Source organism: Parapedobacter deserti, from assembly GCF_042646065.1.
GTDB lineage: Bacteria > Bacteroidota > Bacteroidia > Sphingobacteriales > Sphingobacteriaceae > Parapedobacter > Parapedobacter deserti.
Map to the genome: position 1 here is coordinate 55,765 of NZ_JBHRTA010000016.1, position 18,029 is coordinate 73,793.

8 protein-coding genes are annotated in these 18,029 nt (G+C 55.2%); 5 read left to right on the forward strand and 3 right to left on the reverse strand.

All coding sequences use genetic code 11. From position 1 onward, the window contains the following. Positions 1-28: 28 nt before the first annotated feature. On the reverse strand, positions 29-7,963 hold the full coding sequence (locus ACFOET_RS05835; protein WP_379020522.1) for an MBG domain-containing protein: 7,935 nt from the start codon (positions 7,961-7,963) through the stop codon (positions 29-31). Positions 7,964-8,034: 71 nt separating this feature from the next. Next, positions 8,035-8,577, reverse strand: coding sequence for a phage tail protein (locus ACFOET_RS05840; RefSeq protein ID WP_379020524.1), 543 nt, complete (start codon positions 8,575-8,577; stop codon positions 8,035-8,037). A gap of 461 nt (positions 8,578-9,038) precedes the next feature. On the opposite strand from ACFOET_RS05840, the gene ACFOET_RS05845 reads away from it, so the two are divergent. From ACFOET_RS05845 to ACFOET_RS05865, 5 genes are all read left to right on the forward strand, one after another. Continuing rightward, entirely contained in the window at positions 9,039-9,617 is a 579-nt protein-coding gene (locus ACFOET_RS05845; RefSeq protein ID WP_379020526.1) for an RNA polymerase sigma-70 factor, read from the forward strand. 59 nt (positions 9,618-9,676) lie between these two features. Beyond that, positions 9,677-10,675 carry a FecR family protein gene (locus tag ACFOET_RS05850; protein WP_379020528.1) on the forward strand — a complete coding sequence of 333 codons (999 nt, stop codon included), beginning with the start codon at positions 9,677-9,679 and terminating at the stop codon, positions 10,673-10,675. A gap of 173 nt (positions 10,676-10,848) precedes the next feature. Next, the gene (locus tag ACFOET_RS05855; RefSeq protein ID WP_379020530.1) at positions 10,849-14,115 is read left to right on the forward strand and encodes a SusC/RagA family TonB-linked outer membrane protein; all 3,267 of its coding nucleotides are present in this window, start codon (positions 10,849-10,851) and stop codon (positions 14,113-14,115) included. A gap of 12 nt (positions 14,116-14,127) precedes the next feature. After that, a complete protein-coding gene (locus ACFOET_RS05860) occupies positions 14,128-15,576 on the forward strand; it encodes a RagB/SusD family nutrient uptake outer membrane protein (protein WP_379020532.1) in 1,449 nt (482 codons plus the stop codon). An 18-nt stretch (positions 15,577-15,594) separates the two neighbouring features. After that, complete coding sequence (locus ACFOET_RS05865; RefSeq protein WP_379020534.1) at positions 15,595-17,043, forward strand: TlpA family protein disulfide reductase; 1,449 nt, start codon at positions 15,595-15,597, stop codon at positions 17,041-17,043. A 31-nt stretch (positions 17,044-17,074) separates the two neighbouring features. On the opposite strand, the gene ACFOET_RS05870 is transcribed toward ACFOET_RS05865, so the two are convergent. Next, a complete protein-coding gene (locus ACFOET_RS05870; protein ID WP_379020536.1) occupies positions 17,075-17,983 on the reverse strand; it encodes an NAD(P)/FAD-dependent oxidoreductase in 909 nt (302 codons plus the stop codon). Positions 17,984-18,029: the final 46 nt, after the last annotated feature.

An 18,029-nucleotide genomic window follows, 5' to 3' on the forward strand; every position in this document is an offset into this window, starting at 1 on the left:
CCAGACGTGGAACAATGGCATAACCCGCTCAATACCGCAGCACAAAGTACCCTTTCCGGTATCCCGTACTGCCGCCCGTGCCAAGCTCCACCACGTAGAAGTACGTGCCGGCCGGAAGCCGCTGCTGACCCGTGCCGATGCCGCGGAAAGCCACCCGGTCGTTGTCGTAGCCCGAGGCCTCCCAAACCACCGTGCCGTTGCGGCTGATCACCGTCACCCGGTTGACCGGATGGTCACGGATGCCCTCGATCATCAGGAATTCGTTGACGCCGTCGCCGTTGGGCGACACCGCCGGATGCACCCGCACCGGAAAGTCCAGGGACGGGTCGGTGACCCTCACGGTCACCGTAACCGGTGCTGCCGCCTCGTGATTACCATCGCCCGCCTGCGTAGCGGTGATGCGGACCGTGCCCAGGCGGTGGATGTGCAGCACCGTGCCCTCCATCGTAGCCACCTGTTCGTCATCGATGCTAAGGCTCACGGGAAGCCCGCTGCTGGCAGAAACATCCAGCTGGATGGTGCCCGCATCGCGGCTCACCTCTGCCGGCGCGTTGATGGTAATCAACTGCTGTGCTTTGCCAACTGTCAGCACCTGGCTTATCTCCGGATGGTTTGCATAGTTGCCGTTTTCCGGAACCGTGGCGGTGATCGTCGCGCTGCCTGCACCAACGATGCGGATGCGGCCGTTTGCCAAGACCTCCGCCACCAATGGATCACTGCTCGCGTACCGTATTTCCTCACCGCTGCTGGCCGCGGCACCCGCGGCGAAGTCCGCAGCGCCGTAGGTTTTCTCCGGCAATACCGGGAAGGTAAGCGTCCGCATTGCCGGTGTTATCCGAAGCGCCGCCGCAAGCACCAGCGTCTCATAATTGCTGCCACTTATGGTGGCCGCCACCTCCTGCGTGCCCGCGTCCGTGCGGCTGTTGTTCGCGTAGCTCACCGCAGTGCCCTCAGGCAATGTACCTTCGACCGCAAGCGATTTTGCCGTACCGTCGTAAACAAAGCTGCCATCGCTTAGCGTAATGCCGGTGATGGCGGCAGGCGTGATTGTCAGCGCTGCACCTATGAACGTGATATCGTAATTAGTGCCCGCAGACAGCGTACCCCGGGTGATCGCATACGTACCCACACCCTCGCCCGGCTCCCGCTCCGGCGCGCCCGTGAATGCGTCACCATCCACCAAAGCCGAGGACACCGTGTAGGTAAGCTCCGGATCGGCACTGCCGTACGCCTTTGTCCGGTTTTGTGCTGTGACCGTCAGTTCAAGCGGCGTCACCGTCAGCACCGCCGTCAGTACCAGCGGCTCGTAGTTGCTGCCGCTGATGGTGGCCACAACCTCCTGCGTGCCCGCGTCCGTGCGGCTGTTGTTTTCATAACTTACCACTGTGCCGGCCGGCAGGTTGCCCATGATGGCTAGCGATTTGGCCGTGCCGTCGTATACGAAGCTGCCATCGTTTAGCGTAATGCCGGTGATGGCAGCAGGCGTGATTGTCAGCGCTGCACCTATGAACGTGATATCGTAATTGGAACCCGCCGATAGCGTACCCCGGGTGATCGCATACATACCCACGCCCTCGCCCGGCTCCCGCTCCGGCGCGCCCGTGAATGCGTCACCATCCACCAAAGCCGAGGACACCGTGTAGGTAAGCTCCGGATCGGCACTGCCATAAGTCTTTGTCCGGTTCTGTGCTGTGACCGTCAATTCAAGCGGCGTCACCGTCAGCGCCGCCGTCAGTACCAGCGTCTCGTAGTTGCTGCCGCTGATGGTGGCCACAACCTCCTGCGTGCCCGCGTCCGTGCGGCTGTTGTTTTCATAACTTACCGCCGTGCCGGCCGGCAGGTTGCCCGTGATGGCTAGCGATTTGGCCGTGCCGTCGTATACGAAGCTGCCATCGTTTAGCGTAATGCCGGTGATGACCGGGTTGAATTGAACACTCAAGGTATTCGACGCTTGGTTTCCATTGTTTGCGATATTAACCGCCACGCCCGCAGCGACAGAAAGCTGCACTTCCCCGCGCATAGCGGGTGTGACCAGAAACGTGTAAGCCGTATTGTCACTTGTCTGCAAATCACTCACGATGCCGTTGGAAACTGTGATATCATCAAGCGTAAATCCGGTGACCGCCTCACTGAACGTCGCGGTAACGACGAATGGCCCGTTAACCGGCGAAGCCACCTCAGTCGTAAGTGTCACCGCTGGTGTCACCGAATACACCATCACACCGTCAGTCGGCGCTATGCCCTGCAATGCCCGAAGTGCATCATTGCCCGCGGCGTCTTGTATGGTTCCTCCATCCAGCATCAACTCATTGCCCAGTGTAATGCCGTCCAGATCCTGATCATCCGCCTGCACGGTATAACTAAAGGTGAGCGGATCGTTGTCTGAACCACCAACATAGCTTGCCTGCACGGTGACCGCGCCAATGGTCAACTCCAAATAAGGTGTGCCATTGGTGGTATTGACCGTCACTGCTTCATCTAGCTGTACGGCAAATATCAGCGCATCACCTTCCCGATAATAGCCGTTTGCCGGGACATTTACCGAGATTACCGACGGTGACACCGCATCTACCAATATCCCGTTTGTGCTTCCCACACCCGCCAGCACAAGGGAGGCGTCGTTTCCGGCCTCGTCCTGCAGCGCACCGCCATTCAGTGAAATGCCAGGCCCTATTTCAATTCCATCCGTATCCGATTCGCCCTCCTGAACGGTATAGCTAAAGCTTAGTGTGCTGTTGGTGCTGCCGGTAAGATGCGCTTGTACCGCATTGCGGCCAATCGATATGGGCAAGGTAGGCACACTGCCGGATACCGACACATCTTCACTAAAGTGTACGGTAAAGCTGAGCACATCGCCACTGCGATAAGTACCCCCAGCTGGCACCGCTACGGATGTCACCGCCGGTGCCGTGCCATCGTAGACAAGGCTGAGCGTATTGGAAGCGGTGTTGCCGTTGTTGCCGATGTTCTGCGCCGCGTCCGCGAGCACCTGAATGCTCACTGCACCGTCTGCGACAGGTGTCACGAGCGCAGTATAGGTGATGTTATCGGCGGTCTGCAGGTTGCTGACAGTCGCATTGGCAACCGACAGGTCTGCCGTGGTAAAACCGGTGACCGGTTCCGTAAACGCTATACTGACGGTAAACGCCTCGCGGACCGGCGAAACTGCGGTGGTCGATAGCGTGACACCCGGCGTTATCGCATAGACAAACACCCCATTCGTGGCTGCCACGCTGTTCAGGATCGGCACTACATCATTGCCTGCAATATCCCGTATGGTGCCGCCATTCAGCCGAATGTCACTGCCAAGCACAACCCCATCCAAGTCCTGCTCCCCTGGCTGCACGGTATAGCGGAAGGCGAGGCTATTGGTGCCTGATCCGCTTATATAAGGCGCTTGCACTCCCGTTGTGCCAATGGTCAGACCCAGGTAAGGGATGCCAACGCCAGCGTCCACGATTACGTTCTCATTGAACTGTACGGTAAAGGTGAGTACATCATCTTCCAGGTAGTAGCCGTTGGCCGGCACGGCTACCGAAGTAACCGCAGGTGCCACCCCATCGATGATGATGTCGTGTTGTCCGGCTATTGAATTGACGCCGCCCACTGCGGGCAATGTCAAGATCGCATGGTCGCCGGAAGCATTCCTTATGGTCGCCCCATTCAGTGTTAGCGCTCCGGTAGATTCGTAATCCAGGTCGGCGCTGAGGTCGCCCGCCTGCACGGTATAAGTAAACGTCAGTGTATTGGAGCCCGAACCGGAAACATACGTCGCCTCCCGGTCGATACTCCCCGTCTCCAGCACCAAGGTAGGTGAGCCATTTATAACATCGACGATAACCGCTTGGTCAAACGAGACCGTCAGTATAATGACGTCAGCTATTTTATACAATCCGTCTGGAGTGACGGCCTGAGCCCCAGTGATTTTTGGATTTATGGCGTTTACGGTAATGGTGATTGTATCTGTGGCGGTCTGGGTACCACCACTGCCGCTTAAGCCCAGGTCGCTGGTCGTGATCTGCAGGCCGGCCGCGCCGTTGTATCCGGGTGTGGGCGAAAAAATCAGACCATTTAACGCACTGTTGATGTCCGCAATGGTGCCCTCGAAAGTCATGCTGCCATCATTGGCCCCGCTACCGACAATGAAGCTCAGGCCTGTAGTGCCCGGCAGCGTGAGCAACCCATTGCTGGCCGTCAGTGTGACCCGTATGATACCTCCTCCTGCATCCACATCGCCGACGGAAATGAGGTTGCCGTTTCCGGCGCTGAAGACCAGTGCTCCATCCTGATCGACAGTTTGCGCTGCGGGAACGGTATTCACGGGTGCATCGTTTACCGCTGTCACAGCCAGCGTTATGGTGGTGGCGTCTTCCAAGGCTCCGCCCGACCCGGTGTGGCCGTTATCGTTGATACTTACGGTCAGCGCCACATCTGAGGTGGCGTTGAGCGCCGTGGTGAAATTAAGATTACTTGCTGCCACAAACGCATTAAGGTCCGCGATCGTACCGACCAATGTTAAAGTCCCTGTTCCGGACCCACTGACGGCTATCCCACCACCCGAAGTGGCGGAAAGCGTGCCGCTTCCCACCGAAAATGTGGCGGTAACGGGATTGCTACCTGCATCCACATCGGCGAAGCTGATGCCCGTAAGCGCGGTTGGCACGTCTTCATCTACCGCAATAGTGGCTGGAGCCGTAACAACAGGAGCATCGTTCACGGCCGCAATCGCTAAGGTTACCGTCCCGGAATCCTGGCGGGCCCCGCCTGATCCGGTATTGCCATTGTCATTTATTGTTACAGTCAATGTCACATCGCCATTCATATTCAGCGCAGGGGTGTAGGCCACAGCGCCCGCAGCAATGAAAGTGTTAAGATCCGCAATTGTTCCACTCAAGGTTAGGGCACTGGCAGTTCCCCCGACGGTAACACCACCTCCGCTGGTCGCTGACAGCGAACCGCTCGGGACGGAAAACGTAGTGGTAACGATTCCTGATCCGGCATCAACATCGCTGAAGCTAATGCCGGTAAATGGGGTTGTCGTATCTTCATTGACGGCAATCGTGGCCGGAATTGTCAGCACCGGTGCCGTATTCACCGCTGTCACATTGACGGTTTTGGTCGCCTGCACGCTCTGATCCGTCCCATCGTCTACCATAAAGCTGACCGTCCGATTGGCGGTATTCGGGTGCTGTGAGGTATTGCTGTAGGTGACGGCGCGTAGCGCTGCTTCCCATTCCGCTAATGTGGCTATCGCACCCGCGGAGGTGAGTTCCAGCGTGCCGGTAGCGGCGTTGAAACTACCCGTGATATTGCCCATCGTGGAACCATCGTTGATAAAGCCCAGTACATCCTGACCGCTTTGGAAATTGCCGGTAATAGCCACCACGGCCGAAGCAAGCGTTGTGTTGTCCGGGTCGGTCACCGTCAAAGCATTATCAATCGCTATAGCCGCCGGGCTGCCATCAACCGGCTCCGTAAAGGTGGTGGTGCCACCGGTGGTGGTGACCAAGGGTGCATCGTTAACGGCTGTGATATTGATCGGTACCGTACCGAGTTCGACGTCTCCGGATCCATCACCGTCATTGGCAGTGATCGTGAGCATGTCGGCGGCAGGTCCACTGAGATTCGCGGGCGGGACATATTGTATATTGGTTGGGATGCCGATATAGCTATTTATGGCGATAGGGGAGCCAGTTATTGTTGCCGTTGCGGTGCCGTTTCCAGCGAATGTCACCGGTATACCTCCGGGGGCTGAAAAAGCAATCGTGCCATTGAATACTGATAATATGACTGTGATTTCGTCACTATCGACATCGGCAAAACTGCTTGAAGAGATATCGAGGTTACCCATGATGTCTTCAGTAACCGTGATGACCGCTGGTAAACCGACGACCGTAGGAACGTCGTTCACAGCGGTAACGGGAAAGGAGACAGACGCCTCATTGGAATTTACATAGCCATCATTAGCCAAGAAAGCGATGGTAGCCGTACCAAAGAAATCCGGTGTCGGTGTGAATGTGGCAGCCTTTAGTGCGGTATTGACAGCGGCAAGCGTGCCTGACGCGGTAAAGGACGCCGTTCCATTTCCTCCTCCACTAAAGGTAATGCCGTCGGTTCCCAGGGTTATAGTTCCACCCGTTACCGTAAAGGTGAGAGTCTGGTCATCGCCGTCGATATCAGCAACCCCGATATCATCAGAAAGTGCTATTGGCCCGCTGTCTTCTAACACGGCTGTTGGCGCCGTGGGCGCCGTGGCTACCGGAGCATTATTTTCGATTTTTTGCACGGTGGCTGTAGCTGCCGCTCCTACGTTGTCGGAAGCATCCGTCAGCGTTACGCTGAGTGTAACCGTTCCGGGGTTTAAATCACTCAGGTTGATACCCGTCACTTGATCAGTCACACTTGTGACCGTACCGGAGTTTGAAACAGGTATACCCCCGCCGCTACTAGTAAATGTGTAATGATAAGTTGCCCCTACCTCAGCTCCCGCAAAGGTAAAACTGATGGCCGCCTCGTTATCCGAGGTAATCAGATCCTGATCAATGCTTACGGTATAACCCAATGGTGGAGCGAAGTCTAGGCACCAACTAAAATTATCCAGATTTAGGTAGATAAATCCTCCAGCTATCGAGATCTCTAACTGATCGATCAGCTTTTTGGAATGATCTTCGGGCCCTTCCGCCGAGAAATCGATATAGGTGTAACCAGAGTTGGAGGTAGGATTTGTTTCAAATCCTCCCGTTTTGGTAAATGTGTAAACTTGGCTTCCAGATCGGAGTCCGCTGATCGTCACGGAACCGCTACCCGTTGGGCTTGCGCCATCCGCTATCGAGGATAGGTATAGGTAAAGCCCCGGCACGGCAATTACTCCGTCAACTATGGTAATGGTAAAGGGGCCTGTTCCGGCAGTATTCTTTAGGTTATACGCTGATCCTCCCCATCCATTGTTTGGAATTTCGCTATTGACCCTCCAATTTGTAGAAAGCGTAAATACTTTCCCGTTGCCCGAAAACGTTGTTGCGCCATTGGTTTCCCCTTGATCGAACGTTTCAGTAAAACAGGAGCCGACATAATGCAGTTGCCCGCCCGTAAATGCCGGAGTGCCACCGGTTTCATCTTCATTTTGGATGTCCGTATTAGCTTTTAAATCCAACCGAAGGCTGCCCTCACCGGCGACGTTGTTGACCACAACGGTGTAAGTAGCAGAACCGTTAGTGCCTGAGACACTAGTGATGGTCCCGCTTGCGGAACCCGTGGTTGTAAGCTCAAAATCGGTAATATCTACATTGAATGCATTTTTAGAAAAGGTAACCGCATAGGAAACCGTTGTGGCAGTGCTGGTGGGGCTGCCCACGAGCGCAATACCCAGCACCTCAACGGGGTCTTCATCGCCTACCGAAAAGGGGGAGGCGTATGTAAAATGGTCGAGATAAAAGTTGATGTCGCTGGCTTCTATTCGAATCTCGTCTACGTCAAAGAAGATCGGATTTGCCGAAAAGTCTAACGGTGCTTCGGCCGTTCTAGAAAAACTGGCAGGGACCGAACCGGTGGCTATCCCGTTCTTATACCCCGTGATAGTACCCGATTCATCTGCGAACCCGGCATCCCTCAGGTAAATACCCCTAAACTGAAATGCTCCACCATCTGCTTTCTTTATTGTCCATGCAGTGATTGCCCCTGGATTTGCGTTGTTATCATACAGACAATAAGAACCACCATATCCCTCAATCAGCTTCCCAGTAATTACGCTTCCATTACCTGGATCATTAATTGAAAACAAAAATCCTCCGGCGTTTGCGACTTCCGGTATCCCCGGATCGGGCAAATTATCTCCGAACGTGAGTCCGTATCCATACTCGGCACCCAGATTATTAAAATCAATAGTAGTCTGTGCCTGATTCCAGTAAGGCACAAACATCATCAATAACCCTGCAAAGAGGGCAGAAGCGAAGAAGCTTTTCATGGCAGATCCAAAATGTATCCAAGCTGATAGAACTTGAAAAAGGGGATGTCAATCACATCCCCGAAAATCGGTTAATTTCTTGAAGGGAATATTCCTTCCAATGCGATAATATAATTCATCGCAATGTAGGGTTGCCTATTCTCGTGTGGTTGATTTCCCCCCACCGGTTGGATGGTTTGTGGGCTCATCGTTGTGTTGGGCACACCTTGGATGAAAGCGCTACCGGCAACTGTCTTTCCCCGTTCGATCGTTACCTGGTTATTGGCAATGACAGCATTCGTGGGATCACTTGCCGTGCCATTTTCTTTACTCGCCATCAGTTGATGCGTGTGCATGGGCATTTGGGCCGAGATAAGGCTTACGTTTTCCACCCCACCCGTTTCGCCTTGCGTGTAATTAGAGCGTCCGGCACCCTGGCCCATGCCTATCGCGCACCTCCCGCGCAAATCCGGGAGAGCGAACGTCGTTCGACCGTCCCCACCATAGGTGGTGCCCAAGAGTGAAAAAAGCGCAGTATTTTGCGCAATCGAAAGTAGCCTGCCGTCACAAATCGCCCAGCCCCTTGGAGCGAAATTGAATCCGACCATCATGATTTGTCCAAGAAACGGTTCCATAGTTTTGAATTTAAGTGGTTAAAAAAATTTATAGCGTAGTCTAACTTAATAGTAAAAGGCTCCGAAATCCGATGCTTCAGTTGATATTATTAGGTCGTCAATCAGTCTGAATTCTATTCATGATTTATAAAGGCTCCATCTTGAGCCCATCATGAAAAAACAGGTTGGACGGCGCGAAACGTCGAATACTGCGCATATAAGTTGGCCGACAATTTAGATAGCGTTTTAAGTGATAGATAGTAGATATAAATAGATAGATAGATAATGCCGTGCAAGGTATTAAAAAATCTTCTTAATGTCATAGAATTTATTCGCATAATTTTCGAAAAGTATGCCACTTCGATACACTTCGTCTTACCGCGATACGCCTGGTGCCATAGCTTGCCTTGCGGCTCCGTCCGACAAAAATGTTGCACCATTAATTGCCTGATCTTGAACTAATCACTATTTTCGTTGCAGATATGGCAACTTCTAACGGATCGGGGATGGATGGTGATCAGCTGAAAGGCAAATCGACAAAGCCATGCGTGGGCGACGATTCGTTGCGCCTGCAATTCAATGCTATCTTTCACACGTACGAGCAGCCCTTATTTCGCCTGGCCGCCAACCTTTGTAAAGATGAAGACATGGCGCGTGACATTGTGCATGATGTTTTCCTGAAGCTGTGGGAGATCCGCCAGCAGCTGCATCAGATCGAATCTATCGAAGCTTTTCTCTATACGCTTACACGCAATAAGATCATGGATTACCTCCGTAAGGTCGCCTCGGACGCCAGGCTCAAACAGGCCATCTGGGAGTCTATGCAGGAGGTGCTCCATGCAGACAGTAACACAATGGAGGCAAAGGAATTTCGTGACATCCTGAACGGTGCAATAGATCAGTTGCCTGCCCAGCGGAAGGCCGTCTACCTGCTGCGCGATGCCGGCTACAACTACAACGAGATCTCGGACCGCCTGAACATCTCGCGGCACACCGTAAAGAACCAAGTGAGCGCCGCGCTAAAGACCATCCGTAAGGCTATCGGCAACTTTTTCAATTAATTTATTCATTCGGATAGGACACATTCCCGCTTGTTGCGTCTATTAGCTTAGACAACGACATGAAGAAGCACATCCGTTACCTGTTTCAGCAGTATCTTCACAACCGGGCAAGCCGTCAGGAATTGGAGGCCTTTTTCCACATCATCAATTCCGCACGCTACGATCGGGAGCTTGCCGCCCTGTTAAAAGAAACCTATGAGACATTAAAGCGGGAGTTTCCCTCATTGACGTATATCGATGCCGACGGGAGGCTCAATTTCCTGCAGACAGGGGAGCCAAGGACCACCAAGCGGCTATCGACACGCAAGCGTGTGTGGATCGGTTCGGCGGCCGCTGCGGTCATCCTTGCCGCCTCTATCGGCATCGGGCACCTGGCCCCAAGACTGACTACACCGCAAGGCAGGGAAACCGTGCAGGTGATCCGCCAGGCTGCAAGCGATGAGAATAAGGTCATTCAGCTTTCGGATGGGACAACCGTGTGGCTCAACTCATCGAGCAAACTGGAATACCCCCAGCATTTTGAGCGGGGCAAACCTAGGGAAGTGTCGCTCATCGGCGAAGCCTACTTTGAGGTGGAGCGCGCCGAAGAGTGGCCGTTTATCGTCCATGCTGCCGAGGTAAAGACCTCCGTGCTGGGCACCGCCTTCAATGTAAAGGCCTATCCCGGCTCGGCAGCTGTAACCGTGGCGGTAAAGCATGGTAAGGTGGCCGTCAGCAAAAGCGGCGAGCCGCTGGCTGTATTGAAGGATAACCAGGAGCTGCGGATTCCGCTTGCCACGCAAGACCATCCGGTGCTGGAGCGGCAGCTCAGCAGTAAAGTGGCGGGCAATTGGAAAGCGGGTTATCTTGACTACGAAGATGAGACCATCGCCACGGTGATTGCCGATCTGGAACGCTTTTACGGAATCCAGGTGACGCTGGAAGACCAGTCGCTGGCCGATGAGGAGATCACCATCTCGCTGCGCCGCGACAGCCGGCCGGAATACGCCATATCAATACTGTGCCGGCTTATCGACAAGCAATACGTAAAACAGGAAAATATGTATATCATTCATTAACATTATATAAACACGAAAAAGCGCGCTTATGGGCTGAAACTATACAAAAAGCGAAGCCACCGCCGGCTGGTCCCCGGCGATGGCTCATGGATCCAATAAACTAAAGGCATGTTATATTAAATCATTTCAAAATTATGCATTTAAAACCAAACCAATGCAAGAGGAGACTATTGATGAGAATTTCCTTCCTTTCCATTTTTCTTACTGCTGCAACGGTATTTGCAGTATACTGCTCGGCGGCCCAGCACCTGAGCACCGTTAAGGCGACACTGCCAGCAGGCACCGTATCCCTGCGCGATGCGCTGAAACAACTTGAGCAACAGACGGACATCCGCTTCACTTACCGCAGCAACGACATCAGCGAGTACAAGGGCATACGGGTGTCGGGCAACGGCAACAATGTGGCCAGTATCCTCGACGACATGCTTCAGCAGACCGAGCTGCGTTATGAGCATGTGGGCCAAACGGTTATCATCAAGAAGGTCCCACCGGTATCGCGGGGCGCCGAAGCCGAAGGCCTATCACTGCCCGGCTCGCAGCAGCTGATTACCGGTCATGTGGTAGACGAGCAGGGGAACCCGCTGGCAGGGGTTTCCGTCAGGCTGAAGGGCAGCGCCCAGGTGACCACCACTAACGATGAAGGCGTGTTTACACTCCCGGGCGTCGGCCCCAGCGCCACGGTGGTGATCTCCTATGTAGGTTATCAAACGCGTGAGCTTACGGCAGCCGAACTCTCCGGCACATCACCGCACATTGCCCTCCAGCCGGATTTCGGCAACCTCGATGAGGTGACGGTAATCGGCTACGGCACCACCAGCAGGCGCGTTAGCACGGGCTCGACATCGGGCATCAGCAGTGAAGAGATCAGCCGTGCCCCCATCAACGATCCGCTGGCGGCTTTGCAGGGGCGCATCGCGGGCCTTGACATATCGAGTAGCAACGGGTTGCCCGGGTCGGCATTTACCGTGCGGCTGCGTGGCCTGAACTCACTGCGGCAAGGAGGCAATGATCCGCTGTATATCGTAGACGGTGTGCCGTATTTCTCGACGCCGCTGAATGCGTTCAATGGCGACAATGGCAGCCAGAGTCCGCTCACGGGGATCAACCCTGCTGATATTGAGCGCATCGATGTGCTGAAAGATGCCGATGCTACGGCCATCTATGGATCGCGGGGGGCCAATGGTGTCATCCTGATTACCACCAAAAAAGGTACCGCTGGCAGGACACGGGTGGGCTTCAACCTCTATACCGGCGCGGGCAAGGTGACCAACCAAGTAGATATGCTCAGCACCGCCGAATACCTGGAACTGCGCCGCGAAGCTTTCCGGAATTCCGGCGCGGAGCCCGATCCGGAGACGACGCCAGACCTGTTCGAGTGGAGCCAAACAGACGACCGGAATTGGCAGGATCAGCTTATCGGCCACACGGCTAGCGTTACCGAAGCAAACGTTTCGATGTCTGGAGGCACTGAGCTCACCTCCTTTCTGTTGAGTGGTACGTTGCGGCGGGAGGGCACCGTGCAGCCCGGCAACAACGGCTACCGCAAGGGGGCCGGTATGCTGACCATCAATCATCAGTCGGCCAACCGCAAGTTTGGCATCACGGCCACGGCCAATTATACGGGCGATCTCAACAATGCCCTCGCCACGGATATCACCCAGTACTTCAGCCTGTCGCCTAATACGCCGGTCCGCGATGAATCGGGCGCTTTCTACTGGTACGGCAATGACCAGAACCCCATCGCCTACTTGGAGCGGCGCCATGAGACACGCAACAAAGCCCTGCTCACCAGCGGTACCGTGCGGTACAGCCCCATAGATGGACTTACGTTGTCTACTGCGCTGGGTTACAACCACACCAGCCTTGATCAGTTGCAGCGGTATCCTTCTACGACATTCAACCCGGCAAGTGGATCAACCAACATGTCGTACTTCGGTGATAGCGACGTGGCATCCTATAGTGTGGAGCCCCAGGTTACCTACACCTATACAGCGGGCGGGAGCACGCTCGACCTGCTGGCCGGAGGCACCTGGCAACAGAGTGAGCGGCAGGGCCAGTTCCTGCAGGCCGAGAATTTCTCATCTGATGCGCAGCTGAACAACATTGGGGCTGCCGCTACCCTCCGGACACGCAGTACCTCCTATGCCATGTACCGCTATCAGGCCTTCTTTGCCCGGGCAACTTACAATTGGGCCAGCAAGTACATCGTCAACGCCAGTTTCCGCCGCGATGGCTCCTCGCGCTTCGGGCCGGACCGCCGTGTGGGCAACTTCGGTGCCGTAGGTGCAGCATGGGTGTTTTCCGAAGAGCAGCCCATCACGGACGCACTGCCTTTTCTTAGCTTCGGCAAGCTGCGTGGCAGCTTCGGCACCACGGGCAACGACCAGATCGGCGACTATGGCTACTTGGATAGCTGGAGCTACGCCACTTATCCGTACGACGGCGTCACCGGCCTGTATCCGACGCGCGTAGCCAACCCGGCCTACAGCTGGGAGCGCAACCGCAAGATGGAAGGCGGGGTTGAACTCGGCTTTGCCAACAACCGGTTTACGCTAAATGTAAACTACTATTTCAACCGGTCAGACAACCAGCTTATCCAGAAAACACTGAGCCCGCAAACTGGCTTCTCGGGCTATACCGCCAACCTGCCCGGCGTGGTTGAAAACCGGGGCTGGGAATTCGAAGCGAGCAGCGTCAACTTCCGCAACGATGCCTTCGAGTGGAGCACGTCAGCCAACCTGACCATCGCACGCAATAAGCTGGTAGACTATCCGTACCTGATCGGCTCGGGCGAAGAAGACCGCTTGGCCATCGGCTACCCAATTGATCTCGTGTTTGGATTCAAGTTTACCGGGGTGGATCCGCAAACCGGCATCGCGCAGTTTGCTGACCTCGATGGCGACGGCCAGGTGACAAACCAGTTGGGCGATAGGTACGTGATCGGTAGCCGCCTTCCTGAGTTCTACGGCGGCGTCACCAACAACCTGCGCTATAAAAATTTTGATTTGAGCTTCCTGCTCCAATTCGTCAAGCAAGAGGGTGAGGGCCTCAACTTCGGTTACATGGCTCCCTCGGCACTCGGCTTACGCACCAATTTTGACAGGTCGGTGCTCAACCGCTGGCGGCAGCCCGGCGACATCACCGATATCCCGCGTGCTGCAGCCTTGGCTGCTGACGAGGGATATAGCACATACAACACCTACTACCGCCATTCGGATGCGCTTTGGGGTGATGCCTCCTTTATCCGGCTCAAGAACGTCATGCTCAGCTACGATTTCACGTCGCTGTTGCCGGCCCTCAAGACACAGCACGTTAGCCTGTATATACAGGGACAAAACCTGTTTACCATTACCGGCTATGATGGCTTCGACCCGGAAACGCGCGGCCGAGTGGTGCCGCCCATGAAGTTCTACACCGCAGGTATTCGTTTCACTTATTAATTTGAACAGACGATGAGAATTCTTACCTATATCGCTTTCGCTATCCTCCTTGCCGGAGCCGGCTCGTGCAGCAGTTTCCTCGACCCGGGCGCACCAAAAAACCAGATGCCGGCAGCGCTGGCCTTTACAGACGATAAGACGGCCACCGCCTCGGTTACGGGTGTGCTGAGCCGGATGAACCAGCTCAACTATCAGTTTGCCAATGTGCTGTCCATGATCCTGCCGGCCATGGCGGCGGACGAGTTTGTCTACGCGGTTTCGTCGGCCCCGTTTGACGAATTCAAAGACAATGCCGTATCATCCGCCAATCAGTATGTAAGCACGCTGTGGAGCCAGCCCTACTCCTACATTGCACAGGCGAATGCCTGCATCGAAGGGCTTGAAGCCGCCACCGGGCTTAGCCCGGCCGTGAAGAGCCAGCTACTGGGTGAGGCCCGGTTCATCCGCGCATTCTGCTATTTTTACCTGGTTAATTATTTCGGTGATGTGCCGCTGGTGCAAACCACAGACATATCGGTGAGCAACACCCTGGGCCGCGCGCCTGCGGCAGAAGTGTATACTGCCATCATCGCCGACCTGCAGGATGCCAAAGAAAGGCTGGGCAACGGCTATCCGGCTGGCGCTGCCGTCGATGCCGGCGGCGAACGCATCCGGGCGAACAAGGCGGTTGCTTCGGCGCTGCTGGCCAGAGCTTACCTATACACCGAGCAATGGCAGGCCGCAGCGGCCGAGGCCACAGCGGTGATCGGCAATAGCCTGTACCGGCTTATGGATACCGAAGCGCTTGACGACGTATTTAAGGCAAACAGCGATGAGACCATCTGGCAACTGCAGGCGGTAAACACTGCTGGTGGGCGCAACACCTGGGAAGGCTTCCTGCTGATTCCGGCAACCCCGACGTCCTCGCCGCTGTTCCGGCTGGTGCCGGGCTACCTTTACGACGCCTTTGAAGCCGGAGATGAGCGCTTTGCCAGCTGGGTAGGCAGCGTAACCACCTCCACAGGCGCTGAACACCGGTATCCATATAAGTACAAGGCGCGGTTCGGTGTCACCCCTGTACAGGAATACACCATGGTACTCCGCCTGGCAGAGCAGTACCTGATCCGCGCGGAAGCCGCGCTGATGCAGGGCCGTCCGGAAGAGGCCATGGTAGACATTAACACCATCCGCAGGCGTGCCGGCTTGGCCGAGCTGCCTGCCGATGCCGGCGCTTATGGTGGCGCCGGAGCCTTTGCCGCTGCCGCGCGGGAGGCGCTGGAACAGGAGCGGCGCGTGGAGCTGTTCGGCGAATGGGGCCACCGCTGGTTCGACCTGCGGCGCTGGCCCAGCGTTACCGGCGATACGAATAAGACCCGGGCCGACGATGTGCTGCCGGCACTGAAAAACGACTGGCAGTCTGCCGACATATACCTACCCTTGCCCGATGCGGCCACGAGGACCAACCCCAATCTATTGAAGTAACCCTAAAACGACAACGCCATGTTCCCAAGATCACTCGTATTGCTCCTCTTCTGCTGCACGCTGGCGCTCGCCGCCTCCGCTGCCAAACGAAAAGCCACTGTCACAGGTAAGCTGACCGGCTATGCCGAGCAGCAGGTGACGCTGAACGTTCAGGAATACGCTGTTCTGGCGGGCCAGGAAAAGGTGGAGACAACCCTCGCCGGCGACGGCACCTTCAGCTTTGCTGTTGAGCTGACCGGCCCGGCAAGAGCTTTTCTGGTCTTGGGAACATCGCCTGTCGAAGAGCGCTTTACCGTACAGAAGGCGGATGGGCGCGACACCACCATCACCACGCAGACCAATCGTGCGGCGCTGGTATACCTATACCTGACACCAGGCAGTAAACAGCATTTGACGGTCGATGCCAACGACGTCCAGAACACGCTCCAGATTACCGGAAAGGGAAGCGCTGCCAGTAGGTACCTCAACGAGGAAGACTGGCGATTCAACCGCTACCAGGATAAGCACCTGAAAAACTATTTCAGCTATATGCACTATCCGCCCGAGCTATACGTCCGGTATGTCGAGCAGCGCAAGGCAGACCGGTTGGCCTTTCTCCAGCAGTATGCCCGGCAGAACCGCCTTCCCAAACACCTGCGCTACGTGAGTGAGCGGACCATCCGTGGCGACGCGGTCACGGCGCGGCTGCTCTACCCATCCATGCGCAACAGCTACCGCAAGGACGACTTCGTGCCAGATGACAGCTACTATAGCTTCATGGAAGAGGTCGAGATCGATTACTCGCGAAGCGATAAAGGCATCGCCTACTTCTACTTTCTTGACTATTACCTGAAAGAGAGCCATCGGCTGGCAGGCACGGATGAAGACTACTTCGATTGGGTGAAGACCAAGCTCAGCGGCTGGCCCCTCTACGAGTACTACGCTTTTGCGCTGGCCAGCAATTTTAAGAAGAAGCTGTATGACCATTTTGGTTCGGATAGCCCCTATCCCCAGCTGGCCGCGAAGGTGAAAGCAAAGTATCAGCAGCTGGAGGGCATGCTGGAGGGTAGCCCCGCGCCGGCCGTCGTGCTGTACGATACCAGTGGGAGCAAGGTTTCGCTTTCCGAGCTCAACGGGCAATACCTGTATCTCGATTTCTGGGCTACGTGGTGTGGGCCATGCATCCAGGAGATACCCGCGTTGGAAGCGTTGCAGCACGACTACCAGGGCCGCAACATCGCGTTTGTCAGTATTTCGGTAGACAAAGAGGCCGACAGACAAAAGTGGAAAGACTTTGTCGCTTCCCAACAATTGAAAGGCATCCAGGTGTGGGCTGATGCCACGAACAGCCGCAAATTTACCGAAGCGTTCAACATCCGGCAGATACCCCGATTTGTACTGCTTGATCCCGCCGGCAATATTGTTGACGCCAACGCTGCACGTCCGTCGGACAAACGCATCCGCCAGCTCTTGGACAAGCTGCTGTAGGCGATGGGAGAATAGGCGTTAAACCATCCGTTTAAAACTGTTCGTCTGTCAGCTCTTTATTTGCCATGGCACCTGCCAAACTTCCGGCAGCCACGGCGGAAGCCACCGAGCGCATCATACCTGCGTTGTCTCCGCAGGCGAACACACCGGTCACCGCTGTTTTTTGAAAATTGTCTACTTCGATATAGCCTTGCTCCGTCAGCTTGCAACCTAAGCTGGCGGGTATATCCGTATGCTGTTTGAATGGAACCGCTGCGTAAAGCGCCTTGAAACTCATTTTATTGCCATCGTACAGCACAACGCTGTTGATATGCCCGTTTACATGCTCCACTTCAGCAATTTCCGTTTCCACAACCGGAATATGGTATGTTCTTAGCTTTTCCGCTTGTTCGGCACTAAATGCTGCCTTTCCCAAAGTCAGAACCGTGATGTCGTCGGTCAGGTTGTTGACCATTGACGCCAAGTGAAAGGCGCGCTCGCCGTTTGCCATAACTCCCGTCTTCTGCCCGCGGAACTCATAGCCGTGGCAATAGGGGCAGTGGATCACAGAGATTCCCCAGCATTCGGAAAAACCCGCTATCTGGGGCATGATATCGATTATACCCGTGGCAAAAATAAGCTTCTTTGCACTAAACGTATCGCCCAGTTGAGTGGTAATCGTAAAACCATGTTCGGTTTTCTTTCCGCTGACGGCAAGTCCATCGTGAAATTTTACGGTGCTGTATTGCAACACCTGTGCCTTGGCTTTCGCTGCGATTGCGCCAGGCTTCTCTCCATCTTGTGTGATGAAATTGTGCGAGTGCAGCGTCTGCCTATTGCAGGGTTTCCCGCTGTCAATGATCAATACTTTTCGCAGGGAGCGGCCCAGTGACATAGCTGCGGAAAGGCCGGCATAACTTCCGCCGACAATGATCACATCACTATTTTTTCTTTCTTTCATATGATTGAAATTTGCAATTGCCCAAAGTGCACCTGTCCATTGATTT